The sequence below is a fragment of the uncultured Dysosmobacter sp. genome (genome assembly GCF_947631635.1).
In the GTDB taxonomy this organism is placed as follows: domain Bacteria; phylum Bacillota; class Clostridia; order Oscillospirales; family Oscillospiraceae; genus Oscillibacter.
Genome location: NZ_CANRMB010000025.1, coordinates 1 through 14,235 on the forward strand (window position 1 = coordinate 1; position 14,235 = coordinate 14,235).

At 57.7% G+C, this 14,235-nt stretch carries 13 protein-coding genes; 8 read left to right on the forward strand and 5 right to left on the reverse strand.

Annotated elements, in window-relative coordinates; all coding sequences use genetic code 11:
* A partial coding sequence (locus Q0Z71_RS12155) for a hypothetical protein (protein ID WP_298022992.1) occupies positions 1-2,523 on the reverse strand: 2,523 nt, incomplete at its 3' end.
* A gap of 969 nt (positions 2,524-3,492) precedes the next feature.
* Here Q0Z71_RS12155 and rd point away from each other — a divergent pair.
* Complete coding sequence (gene rd, locus Q0Z71_RS12160) at positions 3,493-3,654, forward strand: rubredoxin (protein ID WP_298022996.1); 162 nt, start codon at positions 3,493-3,495, stop codon at positions 3,652-3,654.
* A 61-nt stretch (positions 3,655-3,715) separates the two neighbouring features.
* Entirely contained in the window at positions 3,716-4,579 is an 864-nt protein-coding gene (locus tag Q0Z71_RS12165) for a nitroreductase family protein (RefSeq protein ID WP_298022999.1), read from the forward strand.
* 465 nt (positions 4,580-5,044) lie between these two features.
* On the opposite strand, the gene Q0Z71_RS12170 is transcribed toward Q0Z71_RS12165, so the two are convergent.
* On the reverse strand, positions 5,045-5,926 hold the full coding sequence (locus tag Q0Z71_RS12170) for a LysR family transcriptional regulator (protein ID WP_298023002.1): 882 nt from the start codon (positions 5,924-5,926) through the stop codon (positions 5,045-5,047).
* A 126-nt stretch (positions 5,927-6,052) separates the two neighbouring features.
* On the opposite strand from Q0Z71_RS12170, the gene Q0Z71_RS12175 reads away from it, so the two are divergent.
* Genes Q0Z71_RS12175 through Q0Z71_RS12195 form a run of 5 tightly spaced genes read left to right on the forward strand, consistent with a single transcriptional unit; the run spans position 6,053 to position 10,080 of the window.
* Complete coding sequence (locus Q0Z71_RS12175) at positions 6,053-6,301, forward strand: hypothetical protein (RefSeq protein WP_298023004.1); 249 nt, start codon at positions 6,053-6,055, stop codon at positions 6,299-6,301.
* 16 nt (positions 6,302-6,317) lie between these two features.
* Complete coding sequence (locus tag Q0Z71_RS12180) at positions 6,318-7,286, forward strand: alpha/beta hydrolase (protein ID WP_298023007.1); 969 nt, start codon at positions 6,318-6,320, stop codon at positions 7,284-7,286.
* 13 nt (positions 7,287-7,299) lie between these two features.
* Positions 7,300-7,839: a flavodoxin family protein gene (locus Q0Z71_RS12185; RefSeq protein ID WP_298023010.1), complete on the forward strand. Its 540-nt coding sequence runs from the start codon at positions 7,300-7,302 to the stop codon at positions 7,837-7,839.
* Between the two features lie 16 nt (positions 7,840-7,855).
* On the forward strand, positions 7,856-8,614 hold the full coding sequence (locus tag Q0Z71_RS12190) for a carboxymuconolactone decarboxylase family protein (protein ID WP_298023013.1): 759 nt from the start codon (positions 7,856-7,858) through the stop codon (positions 8,612-8,614).
* Positions 8,615-8,628: 14 nt separating this feature from the next.
* Positions 8,629-10,080, forward strand: a complete 1,452-nt coding sequence (locus tag Q0Z71_RS12195; protein ID WP_298023016.1) for a flavodoxin — start codon at positions 8,629-8,631, stop codon at positions 10,078-10,080.
* A 602-nt stretch (positions 10,081-10,682) separates the two neighbouring features.
* Here Q0Z71_RS12195 and Q0Z71_RS12200 read toward each other — a convergent pair.
* The 3 genes from Q0Z71_RS12200 to Q0Z71_RS12210 are packed head-to-tail and all read right to left on the reverse strand — an operon-like array spanning position 10,683 to position 13,561.
* Positions 10,683-11,348: a DUF6320 domain-containing protein gene (locus tag Q0Z71_RS12200; protein WP_363316712.1), complete on the reverse strand. Its 666-nt coding sequence runs from the start codon at positions 11,346-11,348 to the stop codon at positions 10,683-10,685.
* Positions 11,349-11,359: 11 nt separating this feature from the next.
* A complete protein-coding gene (locus Q0Z71_RS12205; protein ID WP_298023019.1) occupies positions 11,360-12,631 on the reverse strand; it encodes a hypothetical protein in 1,272 nt (423 codons plus the stop codon).
* A 6-nt stretch (positions 12,632-12,637) separates the two neighbouring features.
* Positions 12,638-13,561 (reverse strand): alpha/beta hydrolase, encoded by a 924-nt coding sequence (locus Q0Z71_RS12210; protein WP_298023022.1) that lies wholly within the window; start codon positions 13,559-13,561, stop codon positions 12,638-12,640.
* A 415-nt stretch (positions 13,562-13,976) separates the two neighbouring features.
* Here Q0Z71_RS12210 and Q0Z71_RS12215 point away from each other — a divergent pair, with 415 nt between their 5' ends.
* Entirely contained in the window at positions 13,977-14,141 is a 165-nt protein-coding gene (locus Q0Z71_RS12215) for a hypothetical protein (RefSeq protein WP_298023025.1), read from the forward strand.
* The last annotated feature ends 94 nt before the right edge of the window (positions 14,142-14,235 follow it).

The following is a 14,235-nucleotide window of genomic DNA, read 5'->3' on the forward strand; positions in this document are numbered from 1 at the left end:
ATCGCTCCAAACATCCAGGGATTGCTGTGCCATTTTCTCTCTTTGACTTCCTTTAACTGCGTGTTTGGACACTCCCACGGTGAGCGTCTTCGGGTTCTTGTACTCCACAGTGATGGTCTTGCCGTCCTGGACATAGGTAGCGGTCTTCTTGGCAGTATCCACCGTTACGGTAACGCCGTCACCGAGGCCATACTGCTCCTTGACCATTGCCTGGACCTCGGCCTCTTTCAAAGTGGTCTCCGTGGTCTCGATGGTGTAGGTGGTGTCGCCTTCGGTGTGGCTCGTCTCGCCCTTATTGAAGTGGATCGTCTTGCTGCCGTCCCGATAGTCATAGCCGCCGTCCGCAGCCTGCGTCAGGCCGTCCACCTTGATGATGGTCTCGACTTCTTTACCTTCCGGCGCTGTGACTTCGGTTTTCACATCAATGGTCCAGGTGACCTTGGTCAGGCCCTCGAGTTCAGCGCCCGCGGCGTCCTGATTTTCCAAGAACGCATCCATTTCCTGGGGAGTCAATGGCACGCCGGTGGTGAAGGTGTAGACCTTGGTGGTGATGGTATCGTTGCCGTTCTTGTCCTTGCCCGTGCCCTCGGTGGTTATTGTGGTAACATTGCCATTTACAACGACAGTCTTGACCGTTGCGCCGTCAAACTGAGCCCCCTCATGGGTGGTGACGTTGATATCAACGCCCCCTTCGTCAGTGTACGTAAAGTAAGCCTCATACGTCTTGCTGGGGTCCTCGCTGCCGCTCCACACCACGGTCTCGCCGCTGACATAGGCGCTGCCGTTGACGGTGTGGGTCGTGCCGCCGGCGATCGTCTCGGGATCAACGCCCGCGACTTCCTTATTCACGGTCCAGGGAGTCTCTCCGCCGTCGGTGGTCTCCTTGGCCTGAACGGTATAGGTATAGGTCCTGCCGTCGGTCCCTGTCACGGCCACCGTCCAGCTGTCGCCGGAATCGCTCGGCTGAAGAAGCGTCTTGATATACGCCTTATACGCCTCATCAGTCTGTTCCACTCCGGCCACAGTGACTTCGTCCGCCTTGATCGCCGTCAGCGCCGCGTCGATGACCGCCTTATTCGTGGCATCCGCCGCGGCCTGGTCCTTTTCCGCCTGCGTCGCGTCGTGGTTCTCTTTATCGCCATGGGGATCAGGCACTGTCACGGTCACCTTCACGGCCTTCTTGACCAGCGCGCTCTGGGTCTCCGCAAGGGTCAGCTCATATTTCTCCCCGTCAACGATCTTGTAGATCTTGCCGTCGGTCTCATGATACTCATAGCCGGTGTCGGGCAGCAGTTCAAAAAGCTGCGCATTGCTCAGTTTCGCGATCTCACCGTCCGTCAGGTCCTCATATTTGACGGTATAGGTCTGGCCGTCCTTGACCACCGTCTTTGTGCCGTCCGGGTTTTCGGTGACCGTGGAGTTGCTGAAAAGCGCCTCGATCTTCGCGGCATCGCCGGTGTTCGTACTGTCATAGATGATGACGCCGCCGGTCTGGATCTGGACGTTATCCTCCTTGTCCTCCGCGGCCACCGTGGTGGTGGTCTGGCTGACCTGGATGCTGTAGGTGGTGGTGGAGCTCTCGCTGCTCTTGTCGCTGGTCACCCGAACGGTCACGTCAGCGCCGTCTTTGACGTAAGTGTAGTAGACAGCGCCTTGCTCGTCCCGGTGCTCGTTCAGCGTCACGCCCAGGATCACGCCCAGCTCGCTGGAGCTCAAAGGCGCGCTTCCTTCCTCGCCCTGTTCCTCCACGACCTTCTCAAAGGTGACGGTGGTGGTTTTGACCGTGGTTTTTTCGTCGGGCTTAGACTCGTTTTCCTTCTTCTCCTTCACTGTAAAGCCGCCGACCTCTTGATTCTCCTCGAGGTCGGACAGGTTTTTGTCGCCGAGTCCCGCAGTGAGGGCACCACCCTGCTCCGTCTGCTCCTCTTCGGTCAGTCCGCCGGTGACGGGATCAGACGTGACCTGGCCGGTGACATCGGTGGTGGAGCTGGAGGTGGTGGTCTCGGTGGTGGAGGTCTGGGTGGTCTGGACCGTGTCGCCGTTCTCGTTGGTGCCGGTGGTGACCGTGGTGGTGGTCTCGGTGGTGGTGGCGCTGCCGTCCTCGTTGACCTCGGTCTTTTCGGTCACGGTGGTCTGGACGGTGCTGCCGTCCTCCTTGGTTTCGGTGGTCTGGCCGGTGGTGTGCTCGGCCTCGGGCTGCTGGCCGGTGGGCGCGGGGCTCTCCACCTTCGTGACGCTGCCGTCATCGGTCGTCTCGACCGCGCCGTCCTCCGTCTCCTTCGTGTCAGGATTGACGGTCATGTCGGTGGTCGTGGCCCCGGTCTGCGGGTCGGTCTCGGGCGTGCCGACGGCCGACTTGATCTCCGTGGAAGGGGCGGCGGTCTCCTTCTGCTGATCCACCGTGTTGATGTCGTCCGGGGTGTTGGGGTCCACATTTTCCACAGCTTGGGCCTCCATGGTGCCCGCGCTGGCGATGACCAAACCTGCGACTGCCGCTGGTACCAGTTTTTCTAGTTTATTCATAGTTACAATCCCTCTCTCATCCTGTTCCACGGATCGGTTCTGATTTTGAAGAATCCCGCATCATTTCAGGCCTTCCCTCCATAGATGCAGGCCCGCTTATGTGGTTCATGCTTCGGGAGCGTCCACCGCAGGCACCGCGTCATAGGCGGGGTCTGCCGCAGCCGCTGCTGTCAGCGCATTGGCCGGAAGCGTTCCAACAAACATGGTCAATGTGCCGAGAGAAAATGCTTTATCCGCTGCTTCGTTCTTGCAAATTTTCCTCCTTTTTCACCCAGCCGACACATACGAACATCCCACTTTAGGGATGCGGAGTTCTTCCCTTTGCCAATGTCATCCACTCATCCATATTCCGCCCCGCGCCGCGATAGACGAAATTAAAATTTTGTCTATCTCCGACAGGCAAAGTTACAAATATGTTCCTAATATAGCTATATGAAATATACCACACTCCGGTTCCCGGTGCAAGAGCTTTCCCCCAAATTTTGTAAGAAAAAACTGTACTGAAATCCTGCAGGATTTGAGGATTTTTGCAGCTTTTGAGCCAATGTCCGCACACGGTCCCCCAAAAGGGCGGCGGGGCGTGAGCCGCCTGCCGCAGTCCGGTCAGGTGTAAGACGAATTTTTAATTTTGTCTATCTTTTGGGGAAGCCGGGGCGGCATCCGCACGGGCGGATGCCGCCCTCATGAAAGCAGAGCCGCGCCGGCCGTCTGCGTGGTCAGAAGATGCCTCTCAAGCCCGTTTTTCCCAGTAGTTGCGATTATGATATAATATATGATATAATATATTTATACTCCCTCCAAATTTTGTATTCTGTCGTTTTTGCAACATGTGCTTTCAAAGAAGTATATTATAATATACTTATAAACAAATCATTCGCTCAAACACCTGTAACTTCTACTGCGCAAAATCGTTGGACAGAAAGCAGAAAGATTCCATAAATGCCACACTATGATGAGGAGATAAAAACGATGAAAAAGTATGTATGCGACGTTTGCGGCTGGATCTATGACGAGGCCCTGGGCGACCCCGATAACGGCATTGCTCCCGGCACGAAGTTCGACGCCCTCCCCGACGACTTTGTCTGCCCCCTTTGCAGCGTCGGCAAGGACGAGTTCTCTGAGGTGCAATAATCCGCAGTCACAAAACAACGGACAAACCCCCATTTCTTTATTCAACTTTAGGAGGTTTCTTATGAATTACAGCGCATTGATTCAAAACAGAAAATCCGTCCGTGAGTTTACGGATCAGAAGGTTTCCGCAGACGTACTGGCGGAGATCACGGCATATCATCAGAAGTCCTGCCAGCGCCTGATCCCTGATTTGAAAACGGAGCTGCGTGTTTTCGGCGAAGATGCCGGCGAGGCTCTGCTCGGCGCCGCGGGCTACCAGTCCTTTTTGATTGGCGCGCCGCAGTATCTGGTCCTGCTGTCCGCCCAAGATCCCCACGCGGGTGAAAACGCCGGTTACATCATGGAGGATCTGATCCTGAAGCTGACCGATATGAATCTGAGCTGCTGCTGGCTTACCTTCACCGACAGCGCACAGGTGAAGCTGGCGCTGCATATCACCTCCGATATGGATGTAGCCGCCATCGTCGCTTTCGGCTATGGCGCAAAGACCACCAAGCGCCTGCGCTTGAATATTCTGAGCATGTCCAATGTGGATATCTGTGCGCAGCGGCAGTACTTCGCGCCGAAGAACAGCATCCATGATATGGTGTTTATGAACACCTGGGGAAACCGTGATGGCGTGGATGAGTTCATCGGCTTCTACGATGACATGCTGTGGGAGGCATTCTATGCCGCCAGCCTCTCCCCCAGCTATCTGAACAGACAGCCCTATGGCTTCGTGATCCGCGACGGCAAGCTCATTCTGGTGCGAAAGCCTGACAGCTACACTACGGAAATTGACGGCAAGCTGGATCTGGGTATCGTGCTGCTGCACTTCGCCAGTGTAGCCTCCCAGTGGGCCGGCAAAATCACCTGGAGCTTTGCGGATGACGAACAGCTTCAGCTTCCGGAAGGCCACACGGCCGTTGCTTCCTGCGCTCTGTAAGAAAACAGCCGGTTATCAGGAACCCCCTTGGAGACACTGTTCTCCAAGGGGGTTCTGCATTCGGTCACCGATTAGAGACATTCAGTTGGTACAGGAGGCCGCAGGTCACGCCACCTCCGCCATGGCTTTGCAATCCTATCGGAAAGGCCGCTTCTGTTGTGGAGCGGGTCTATTCTGCACAGGCTGTAAAGTTCAAAGCCCGCCATCCATTCGCCGCAAGGCTTTGATGGTCCCGCGCGGTCTAGAAGTCACGCAATGAGCTGCAAAACGGCTATTTCCATTGTCCTTGCTCTTTGGCACTTCTCAGAAGCGGGTCCCGTTGTTCCCATGGCCGTCCTTGGCAGGTCATGTGGTCAAGAAAGCCGCTCCCCGCCTATGGTATGAGCCATAAACGAGGAGCGGCTTTGCCTTTGTGTTGCCCCGGTTCTGATCTGCCGCGCCCTATCAAAGCGTATCGGCTGCGCGTTACACCCGGCCGAACTGCTCCCGCACCTCCTCCAGCAGAACCTCCGCCGCGGGGGAAAAGACCTGGTACTTTTTCCAGATCATATACATCTTCGTTTCCAGCGGCGGCGTCAGGGGGCGGAAAGTCAACTCGCTCTCCGGACTGGTATCCGCCAGCTTGTCGAAGGTGAGGGCGTAGCCCACTCCCTCCCGCACCAGGACGCTGGCGTTGTAGGCCAGATTGAAGGTGGCGACGATGCGAAGGGCGTCCATCTTCTCTTGAAACACCTTGGGGTAATCCTCCGTGATGCCCTGGCGGGAACAGATCAAGGGCAGATCCAATAGATCATCCACCCGGACAGCCTCCTTACCCGCAAGGGGGCTGTCCTTTCGCATAAGGACCCCGTAGCGGTCGGTGGCGGGCAGCTCCAGATAATTGTACTTGGACAGGTCTACCTCATGGACGATGATGGCGAAATCCAAAAGCCCCCGGTCCAGCCGCTCGGTCACGTCGGCGGAATTGCCGCTTTGCAGGTGGAGCCGCAGGCCGGGATACCGCTCCAACAGGGCCATGTAACACCGGGCCAGGTGCTTGATGCCGTCGGACTCGGCGCAGCCCACCCAAATATCCCCGCCGGTGAACTCGCCCAAGGACTTGAACTCATCCAGCGTCTTGTCCGCCATGTTCAGGATATCCTCCGCCCGTTTGCGGAGCAGCATCCCCTCATCGGTCAGTTTCACGTCATGGCTGCCCCGGACAAAGAGCTTCTTGCCCAGTTCCCCCTCCAGATCCTTAAGCTGCTTGGAAAGGGTGGGCTGGGAGATGTGCAGCCGCTCCGCCGCCCGCGTGACGCTCCCCTCACGGGCCACTTCCAGAAAATAGCGCAAAACCCGAAGTTCCATATGACCGCCTCCTAAGGACAGTATAGCAGTCCATGTTATTCCATTCAAGAATAACATGAAATAGAAAACGAGTATTTGCTATTTTGAGAGGGGGAAAATATAATCAAATCATCAGGAGGTGGTCCTATGCCGCATATCGCGGACACCCGGGGTATTCTGCGTGAAAACCTCTCGGATGCCGGATGTGATCTGGAGATGATCGAGCAATTTATGACGCTAGTCGAGCAGGGAAACAGAGAAGAAGGGCTGGCGCTCCTTGCCAAACACCGGAAGCGCCTGCTGGATTGCTGCCACGCTGAGCAGAAGAAGCTGGACTGCTTGGACTACTTGGTTTATCAAATGAACAAACAAGGGAAGAAACCCTCTCGATTTTGAAAGGACGGGAACGCATATGGAATTGAAATTGACGGCTGAATGGGACAAAACTTTCCCCCAGAGCGACAAGGTGGAGCACCGCAAGGTGACGTTCCGCAACCGCTACGGCATCACCCTGGCGGCGGACCTGTACCAACCCAAGGGCGCAGCGGGCAAGCTGGCCGCCATCGCCGTGTGCGGCCCCTTTGGGGCGGTGAAGGAGCAGTGCTCCGGACTGTACGCCCAGGCCATGGCGGAACGGGGGTTCCTGACCATCGCCTTTGACCCCTCCTTTACCGGCGAGAGCGGCGGCACGCCCCGCTACATGGCCTCTCCCGACATCAACACCGAGGACTTTCAGGCGGCTGTGGACTTTCTCTCGGTGCAGGACGACGTGGACCCTGAGAAGATCGGCATCATCGGCATCTGCGGCTGGGGCGGCATGGCCCTGAACGCGGCGGCGCTGGACACCCGGATCAAGGCCGCCGTGGCCTCCACCATGTACGACATGAGCCGGGTCAACGCCAAGGGCTACTTTGACGCCGAGGACAGCGCCGACGCCCGCTATGAAAAGCGGAAAGCCCTGAACGCCCAACGCACCGCCGACTACAAGAGCGGCAGTTATGAGCTGGGCGGCGGCGTGGTGGACCCCCTGCCCGATGACGCCCCCTTCTTTGTGAAGGATTACTACGCCTACTACAAGACCGCCAGAGGCTACCACCCCCGGTCCCTCAACTCCAACGGCGGCTGGAACAAGACCGGCTGTATGTCCTTCCTCAACCAGCCCATTCTGTGCTATGCGGATGAGATTCGCTCCGCCGTGCTGGTCATCCACGGGGAGAAGGCCCACTCCTGCTATTTCAGCCGGGACGCCTTCCAAAAGCTCAAGGGGGACAACAAGGAGCTGCTCATCATTCCCGGCGCGGTGCACACCGACCTCTACGACAGGACGGAGATCATTCCCTTTGATAAAATGGCTGACTTTTTCCGCAAAAATTTGACATAAGGAGAGACCAAGCATGAGCAAGAACGTACTGATCATCACCGCCAGCCTGCGCCCCAACAGCAATTCCGACGCCCTGGCCACCTCTTTTGCCCAGGGGGCCAAAGAGGCCGGGAACAACCTGGAGACCGTCAGCCTGAAAGGCAAGTCCATCGGCTTCTGCGTGGGCTGTCTGGCCTGCCAGAAAACCCAGAAATGCGTCATCCGGGACGACGCCGCAACCCTGGCCGAAAAAGTAAAGAACGCCGACGCGGTGGTTTTCGCCACCCCGGTCTACTACTACGGCCCCTCCGGCCTGCTCAAGGCCTTCCTGGACCGCTGTAATCCCATCTATCCCTCGGACTACGCCTTCCGGGACGTATATTTCCTGGCCACGGCGGCGGACACCGACGAGAGCGCCATGGACGGCCCCGTCAAGGCCATGGAGGGCTGGGTGGACTGCTTTGGGAAGGCCCGCCTTGCCGGGACGGTCTTCGGCGGCGGTGTGGACGCCCCCGGCCAGATCGCTGGCCATGAGGCCCTCCAAAGGGCCTATGAAATGGGCAGACAGGTGTAAAGGAGGAGGGAGCAATATGGCAATCAGGCAGACGGCAGGCCGGGAGGCCCTGGGGAGCTTTGCCCCGGAGTTCGCCCATTACAACGATGATATTTTGTTCGGGGAGAACTGGAACAACGGGGACATTTCCCACAAGACCCGCTGTATCATCACCGTGGTGGCGCTGATGTCCTCCGGCGTGACAGACTCCTCGCTGAAATATCATCTGGAAAACGCAAAAAAGGCGGGCGTGACCAGAGCGGAAATCGCCGCGGTCATTACCCACACGGCGTTCTACGCCGGCTGGCCCAAGGGCTGGGCGGTGTTCAACATGGCGAAAGAGGTGTGGGCGGAGGCTGTCCCCGCCGGAGACGCCAAAGCCGCCCACGCCGCCGAGATGCCCTTCCCCATCGGCGCGCCCAACGACGGCTTTGCCCAGTATTTCATCGGGCAGAGCTATCTGGCTCCCCTGTCCACAGAGCAGGTGGGCATTTATAATGTGACCTTTGAGCCGGGCTGCCGGAACAACTGGCACATCCATCACGCCAAAAGCGGCGGCGGGCAGATTTTGATCTGCGTGGCCGGTCACGGCTGGTATCAGGAGTGGGGCAAGCAGGCCCAGCCGCTCCGCCCCGGCGACGTGGTAAAGATCCCCGCCGGGGTCAAGCACTGGCACGGCGCGGCGGCAGAGAGCTGGTTCTCCCATCTGGCGTTGGAGGTCCCCGGAGAGGGGACTTCCAACCAGTGGTGCGAACCGGTGGCGGATGCGGACTACCATGCGCTGACGGACCTGTAAGGGAGAAATTCAATATGAAGAAAAGAGCGCTATCCATTTTGCTGGCTCTTATGCTGACGCTGACCGCCTGCGGCACCAATTCTTCGGCGGCAAGCATGGGGACAGCAGAGTCTGTGAAAGAGATCGGGTCCGCGGCCCCTGCCGCGGAAGCAGGCGGTTTTTCCGACGTTCCCGCGGACGCCGACTACGCCCAGGCGGCAGCTTGGTGCCGGGAAAACGGCGTCTTGAACGGTGTGGGAGGCGGCCGCTTCGACCCGGAGGGGACCCTGACCCGCACCATGCTGGTCGTGGCTCTCTATCGGGCGGCAGGGGAGCCTGCCGTCAACGGTGCGCCCCCTTTCACCGACACCCAGGCTGGGACATGGTACGCCAATGCTGTTACCTGGGCCAGTGAGAAAGGGCTTGTGCAAGGCTACGGCAACGGCTCGTTTGGGACAAACAACCCAGTGAGCGTGGAGCAGTTAGAGGTGATCATAGGCCGCTGCACCGGCAATGGCCCAGAGTGGACCGGTGACCCGGCCAAGGCGCACGCCGCCACCCGCGCCCAAGCAGCCATGGCGCTCTATACCGCCTTGCGCGATGGGAACACGGAGGAGACCGGCAGGGTCCTGGTGGCCTACTTCTCCGCCACCGGCGCCACCCGTCCCCTAGCGGAGTATGCAGCGGATACTCTGCATGCCGACCTGTTTGAAATCGTGCCGAAGGAGCCTTACACCCAGGCCGATCTAGCCTATTATACCGACTGCCGGGCCGACCGGGAGCAGAACGACCCCGCTGCCCGGCCCGCTATCGCCGATACCTGCAAGATAACAGATATGGCGGGCTATGATGTGGTGTTCCTGGGTTATCCCATCTGGCACGGTCAAGCCCCCAAAATCATCTATACCTTCCTGGAGAGCTATGACTTCACAGGGAAAACCATCGTGCCCTTCTGCACCTCCCATTCCAGCGGCATCGGCTCCAGCGATACCAATCTTCACGCCCTGGCCGCTGGTGCGAACTGGCTGTCCGGCAGACGCTTTGCCGCCGGAACCTCCAGGGACTCCATAGAGAAGTGGATCGACACTCTGGCACTGCCGAAACAGGAGGCGCGTACCATGAACCAAATCACCCTTTCCTTCAATGGGCACACTTACACCGCTGCCTTGGCGGACAATTCCTCAGCAGAGGCATTTGCCGAGCTGCTGAAAAGCGGGCCGCTGACTGTTTCCGCCCATGACTACGGGAATTTTGAAAAGGTGGGGGAACTGGGAGCGGAACTGCCCCGGAACGATGAACCAATCACCACCTCCGCTGGAGACATCATCCTCTATCAGGGGAATCAAATCACCGTCTACTACGCCCAAAACGCCTGGAACTTCACCCGCCTGGGACACATCAATGACCCCAGCGGCCTGCGGGAAGCGTTGGGCAGCGGAGATGTGGAAATCACCTTTCAACTTGCGGACAGCGGGACACCGGCTTGAACGACAGGAGCCCCCCGCTCCGCTTCCGTACCGCTGATTGAACCGTCCCTTGCAATCAGACAGTGTACAGCAACCCCGCACAGGCGGCGCCTCCGCCATGACTTTGAAGCACTATGCCAGCGGCAGTGAGACCTCTGTACAGGCAGCCGCCGCAGGGCGGGCTTACACCGCTTAAACAGCAAAAGCTGCAGGCTCAGCCGCACATCGTCAAGCTTGCGGCCAACTGCGGCGCAATGGATACGAGATTTTTTCGACCCGAGATCTGCACAAGCAGCTGCAAAAATACCGGACAGGAAAGCGGCATTTCCTGTCCGGTATTCTTTTAACCTTTCCACACACTGCGTGGCCTGCGGTGCAGGGCAGCTCCCGCGCAATATGCGCCGGTTGCTCAAAATCGATACGCCATAAACTGCTCCTTGGCATTTGTGTGGGGCGAATCGCTTATCTAGTCCATTAACTTAAAAAATCGCAAGCGATTTTTCAAGCGGGCGATGCCCGCTGTGCGGAAAGCGCACAGTGATTGACTATGAAATTCAAATCAAGGCCGCGGCCCGCGGCCTGTCACAGCGCACATGCGCTGTGACACTTGAAAAGTGAATTGATTACAGATGCAGTCTTCGAAGCAGCTCGTCTTTCAGCGCGGGGCCCTCAAATAAGATCAATATTGCCAGAAATATCACGCTGACAGCGGCACAGATCACCGCGGGATACACGGCCCGCAGTACGCCGCGCAGCAGCAGGACCAGCGGGATCAGCCCCAGCAGGATATTCAGCAGCAGATACAGCAGGTAGTCCGGAGAACGCAGGTGCAAAAGCCGGGCGATCACGGCCATGGCCAGCATCGTGCAGGTATATAGAATCGGCAGGGCATAATTCAGCGACCAGCCCCGCCACCCCATCCCACAGTCCCAGGCCAGTACAAGGATGGAGAGCACGCAGACCTGCCAGAATACCGCCTTCAGCGGCCTGCCCCGTTTTTTGACAGCGATCCCCACCGTGAGCCAGCCGCTGGCCAGGCCGGCGATCCCGGAGAGGGCCGCCACCCCGTGCCTTGGCAGGCAGAGAAGTACCGCGATACATACGACCACAGCGACCACCGTCCCCAGGGTAAGCAGGCGGAACAGCATCTGATGGGGCCCTCCGGCGAACGGGATATCCGGATATACGTCCCCGGTCCCATCCGTTTCGCCGGTCAATGGGCCTTGACAGAGGGGGCAGCAGAACGGCGACCCGATCACATGCACCCCGCATTTTTCACAATAGCGCACGCCGCCACCCCCTATTCCACATAAGGCAGATTCGCCGCGATCTCCACATCAATTCCCATCTGGACTAAGCTCCGGAAAAAAGCCCGCTCCACATCGTGGCTGCGAAACGGCCCGGCAAAGCTGATCACATAGCGGTTCTGGAAGGAGCAAACACTGGCCTGTATCTTATCAGGGGAGGTGAACGCGCCGAACAGATGGATGTACCGCTCTATCTCCGCCGGCATAGTGATTTTGCCCACATTGGAAAAAGAAGCGGTCGTCTGCCGGTCAGCCAGCTGGGCTGCCGTATGCAGAATCCGGTCCTTCAGCAGCAGCGGGACCAGCCGCAATGGAATATTGTGCTCCAAGAAGCACAGCGCATTGATCCGTTCGTGAAGCCGCTTTTCTGTCAGATTTTCGCGGAAGCACCGGTGGACATGAGCCGTGACAGCATCCAGGTCATCCGGCTGCCGGCTGAAATCATACCCGACATGGATGGTCGTGAAAAAATTGCGGGCAGATTCTGATGGAAAATAATTGCGCAGATTGACCGGCACCGTAATGACCACGGGCCGGGCATTGTCCCGCAGGCGCATCTGCGCGTGGATGGCGCGGATCAGCACAGCTGTCAATAATTCCGTCACCGTCGCGCCTCTGGCGCGGGAACAGTCCAGCAGCGCGTCCACCGGCATGTGCCCCTCCACAATGGACAGGCGGTGCTCCGGCAGCCGTTCGCCCCGCAGACGGTACGCACTTCTCCTTAGGACAGGCTTCGGCAGGGGCGGCTTCTCATAGTATTTTTGAAAGCTGTCGTCCCAGAGCTGGGAGTGGGACGCGGTATAGGCCAGCTTAGGCAATGGCTCGGAGAACTCCTCCGAGTGCTTTTCCAGCAAATAGCGGTAGACCAACGTGCACAAAAACTGCATCGCCCCGGTGCCGTCGGTCAGTACATGGTAAATTTCCAGGTTGATCCGCCTGCCGTAATAAAAAACGCGGAACAGCAAGCTTTTGCGGTTGGGGGAATAGAGGGCCAAGCAAGGCGGTGTGCTTTCCGGGCTGACCGTGGGGCGCAGGCTGCTGTCCTCCAGGTAATTCCAGAAAAGCCCCCGCTTCATCACCGAACAGTAAAATGGAAACTGCCGGACAGTTTCATCAAGGGCGGATTGCAAAATCTGCGGGTCCACCGGCTCCCGCAGTTCACAGAAAAAGCGAAATACCTTGGAATCCTTCGCACTGCTGTTGGATGGAAAAATCTTGGCCGCGTTATCCAGGCGGCTCCATCTGGGAAAACCTGTATATTTCATAAGCATTTAGTCTTCCAAAAAACGATTAATGATCTCGTAAGTCTGCCTCACCAGCTTGAAGCTGGCGGGCAGGGAAAAGTATCCATGCAGCGCGTCCGGCATCCGAAGGATCTCCACCCGGTTCCCCGCTGCCCTCAGTTTTTCGCCGTAGGCCTCCGCCTCATCCCGCAGGGGGCAGTATTCCGCTGTGATGATCAGTGTGTCAGGCTGGCGGGAGAAATCCTTGGCGATCAGCGGTGCGAAATATGGGTCCCCCAGATCCGCCTCTGAAGCGCGGTAAAGCTCCATATAATCCCGGATGCGTTTGGCAGTCAGCAGATATCCGCTTCCATTTTCCCGCACAGAGGGAAATGGAGAACTGTCCGAATAGTCGTTTCCCACAGCGGGATAGATCAATATCTGGCGGGTGGGAAGAAATTCGCCGCGGTCACGGGCCATTAGGGAGACGGCCGCCGCCAGATTGCCGCCGGCGCTGTCCCCGATCAGGACGATCTCCTCCGGCCTGGTGCCCAACAGACCATCCTGCAGAAAGATCTCCCGCGCCACTGCGTAACAGTCCTCCGGGGCCGCGGGAAAGGGATGCTCCGGCGCCAGCTGATAGTCCACCGAAATTACCATCCGGCCTGTCAACGCCGCCATGTCGGCACAGACGCCGTCATAGCTGTCAATATTCCCCGTTACCCAGCCGCCGCCATGAAAGAATAAAAGCACGAGGTGCCGTTTGTCTTCGGATGGTGTGAAGATACGAACAGGGACCTTGTGGTCCCCACACGGCACCTCGTGTTCCCAAATGCGGTATAAGTGTGGCTTTTTGATCCTCCACGAGGCAATTCTTTTCAGTTCTCGTTCCAAAGGATAGGTCTTTTTGACGTCGATCTCCGGATAAGACAGGGCGCTCAGCGCCGCCCGCATCGCCTTACTAATTGCCATAGCAACGATTGGTATCTGCGATTTTGGGGCGGTCATCCGGCCAGATACCCCGTCGGCTATTTCTTTTTTCTTCCATAAAGGCTCCTTTCCCAAGTGCGAAAACAGCAAAATTGTAATACGCGGTTTTCTATACTATATCACAAGATGGCCGAAAAAAGATATAGTAAAACAAAACTTTTATATATTTTGAGGCATATAAAGTACAATGTAAACCCCTTACAACCGCTGTTTGCCCTGCGATAATCGGTCCCAAGAGAAAATAATCCGTGCGGCCCAGATTTGCTGCAAAAGTATCCGGCCGGAAAGGAGCAGGAGAGGTGTATTATCCCAACTCCATAGTAAGCCTCCACAGGAAGATTCTGAAGGTCACTGAGCTGGAATATATCAGATCCATGATCTGCGGCACTCCTACGCTGTGGCCTCCATCCGCTCCGGGGACGATATCAAGACAGTACAGGAGAACCTCGGCCACGCCACAGCATCCTTCACGCTGGATATCTACGGCCATGTGACAAAGCAAATGAGACAGGCCAGCGCGGACCGCATGGAGGAATATATCAAAAGCGTTTCTGGCAAATAGACAGTGCCGCCTCTGTGCCCGAATCGGGCACAGAGGTGGCTTTCGTGTATCCCTCCGCGCGGCGGCGGTGGAAAAGCAGAGCCGGACAAATCGT

What these genes read in the sequence shown, in the direction of transcription:
- rd (WP_298022996.1), top strand. Translation starts at nt 3,493, where the DNA reads ATGAAAAAGTATGTATGCGACGTTTGCGGCTGGATCTATGACGAGGCC.
- Q0Z71_RS12165 (WP_298022999.1), top strand. Translation starts at nt 3,716, where the DNA reads ATGAATTACAGCGCATTGATTCAAAACAGAAAATCCGTCCGTGAGTTT.
- Q0Z71_RS12170 (WP_298023002.1), bottom strand. Translation starts at nt 5,926, where the DNA reads ATGGAACTTCGGGTTTTGCGCTATTTTCTGGAAGTGGCCCGTGAGGGG.
- Q0Z71_RS12175 (WP_298023004.1), top strand. Translation starts at nt 6,053, where the DNA reads ATGCCGCATATCGCGGACACCCGGGGTATTCTGCGTGAAAACCTCTCG.
- Q0Z71_RS12180 (WP_298023007.1), top strand. Translation starts at nt 6,318, where the DNA reads ATGGAATTGAAATTGACGGCTGAATGGGACAAAACTTTCCCCCAGAGC.
- Q0Z71_RS12185 (WP_298023010.1), top strand. Translation starts at nt 7,300, where the DNA reads ATGAGCAAGAACGTACTGATCATCACCGCCAGCCTGCGCCCCAACAGC.
- Q0Z71_RS12190 (WP_298023013.1), top strand. Translation starts at nt 7,856, where the DNA reads ATGGCAATCAGGCAGACGGCAGGCCGGGAGGCCCTGGGGAGCTTTGCC.
- Q0Z71_RS12195 (WP_298023016.1), top strand. Translation starts at nt 8,629, where the DNA reads ATGAAGAAAAGAGCGCTATCCATTTTGCTGGCTCTTATGCTGACGCTG.
- Q0Z71_RS12205 (WP_298023019.1), bottom strand. Translation starts at nt 12,631, where the DNA reads ATGAAATATACAGGTTTTCCCAGATGGAGCCGCCTGGATAACGCGGCC.
- Q0Z71_RS12210 (WP_298023022.1), bottom strand. Translation starts at nt 13,561, where the DNA reads ATGGCAATTAGTAAGGCGATGCGGGCGGCGCTGAGCGCCCTGTCTTAT.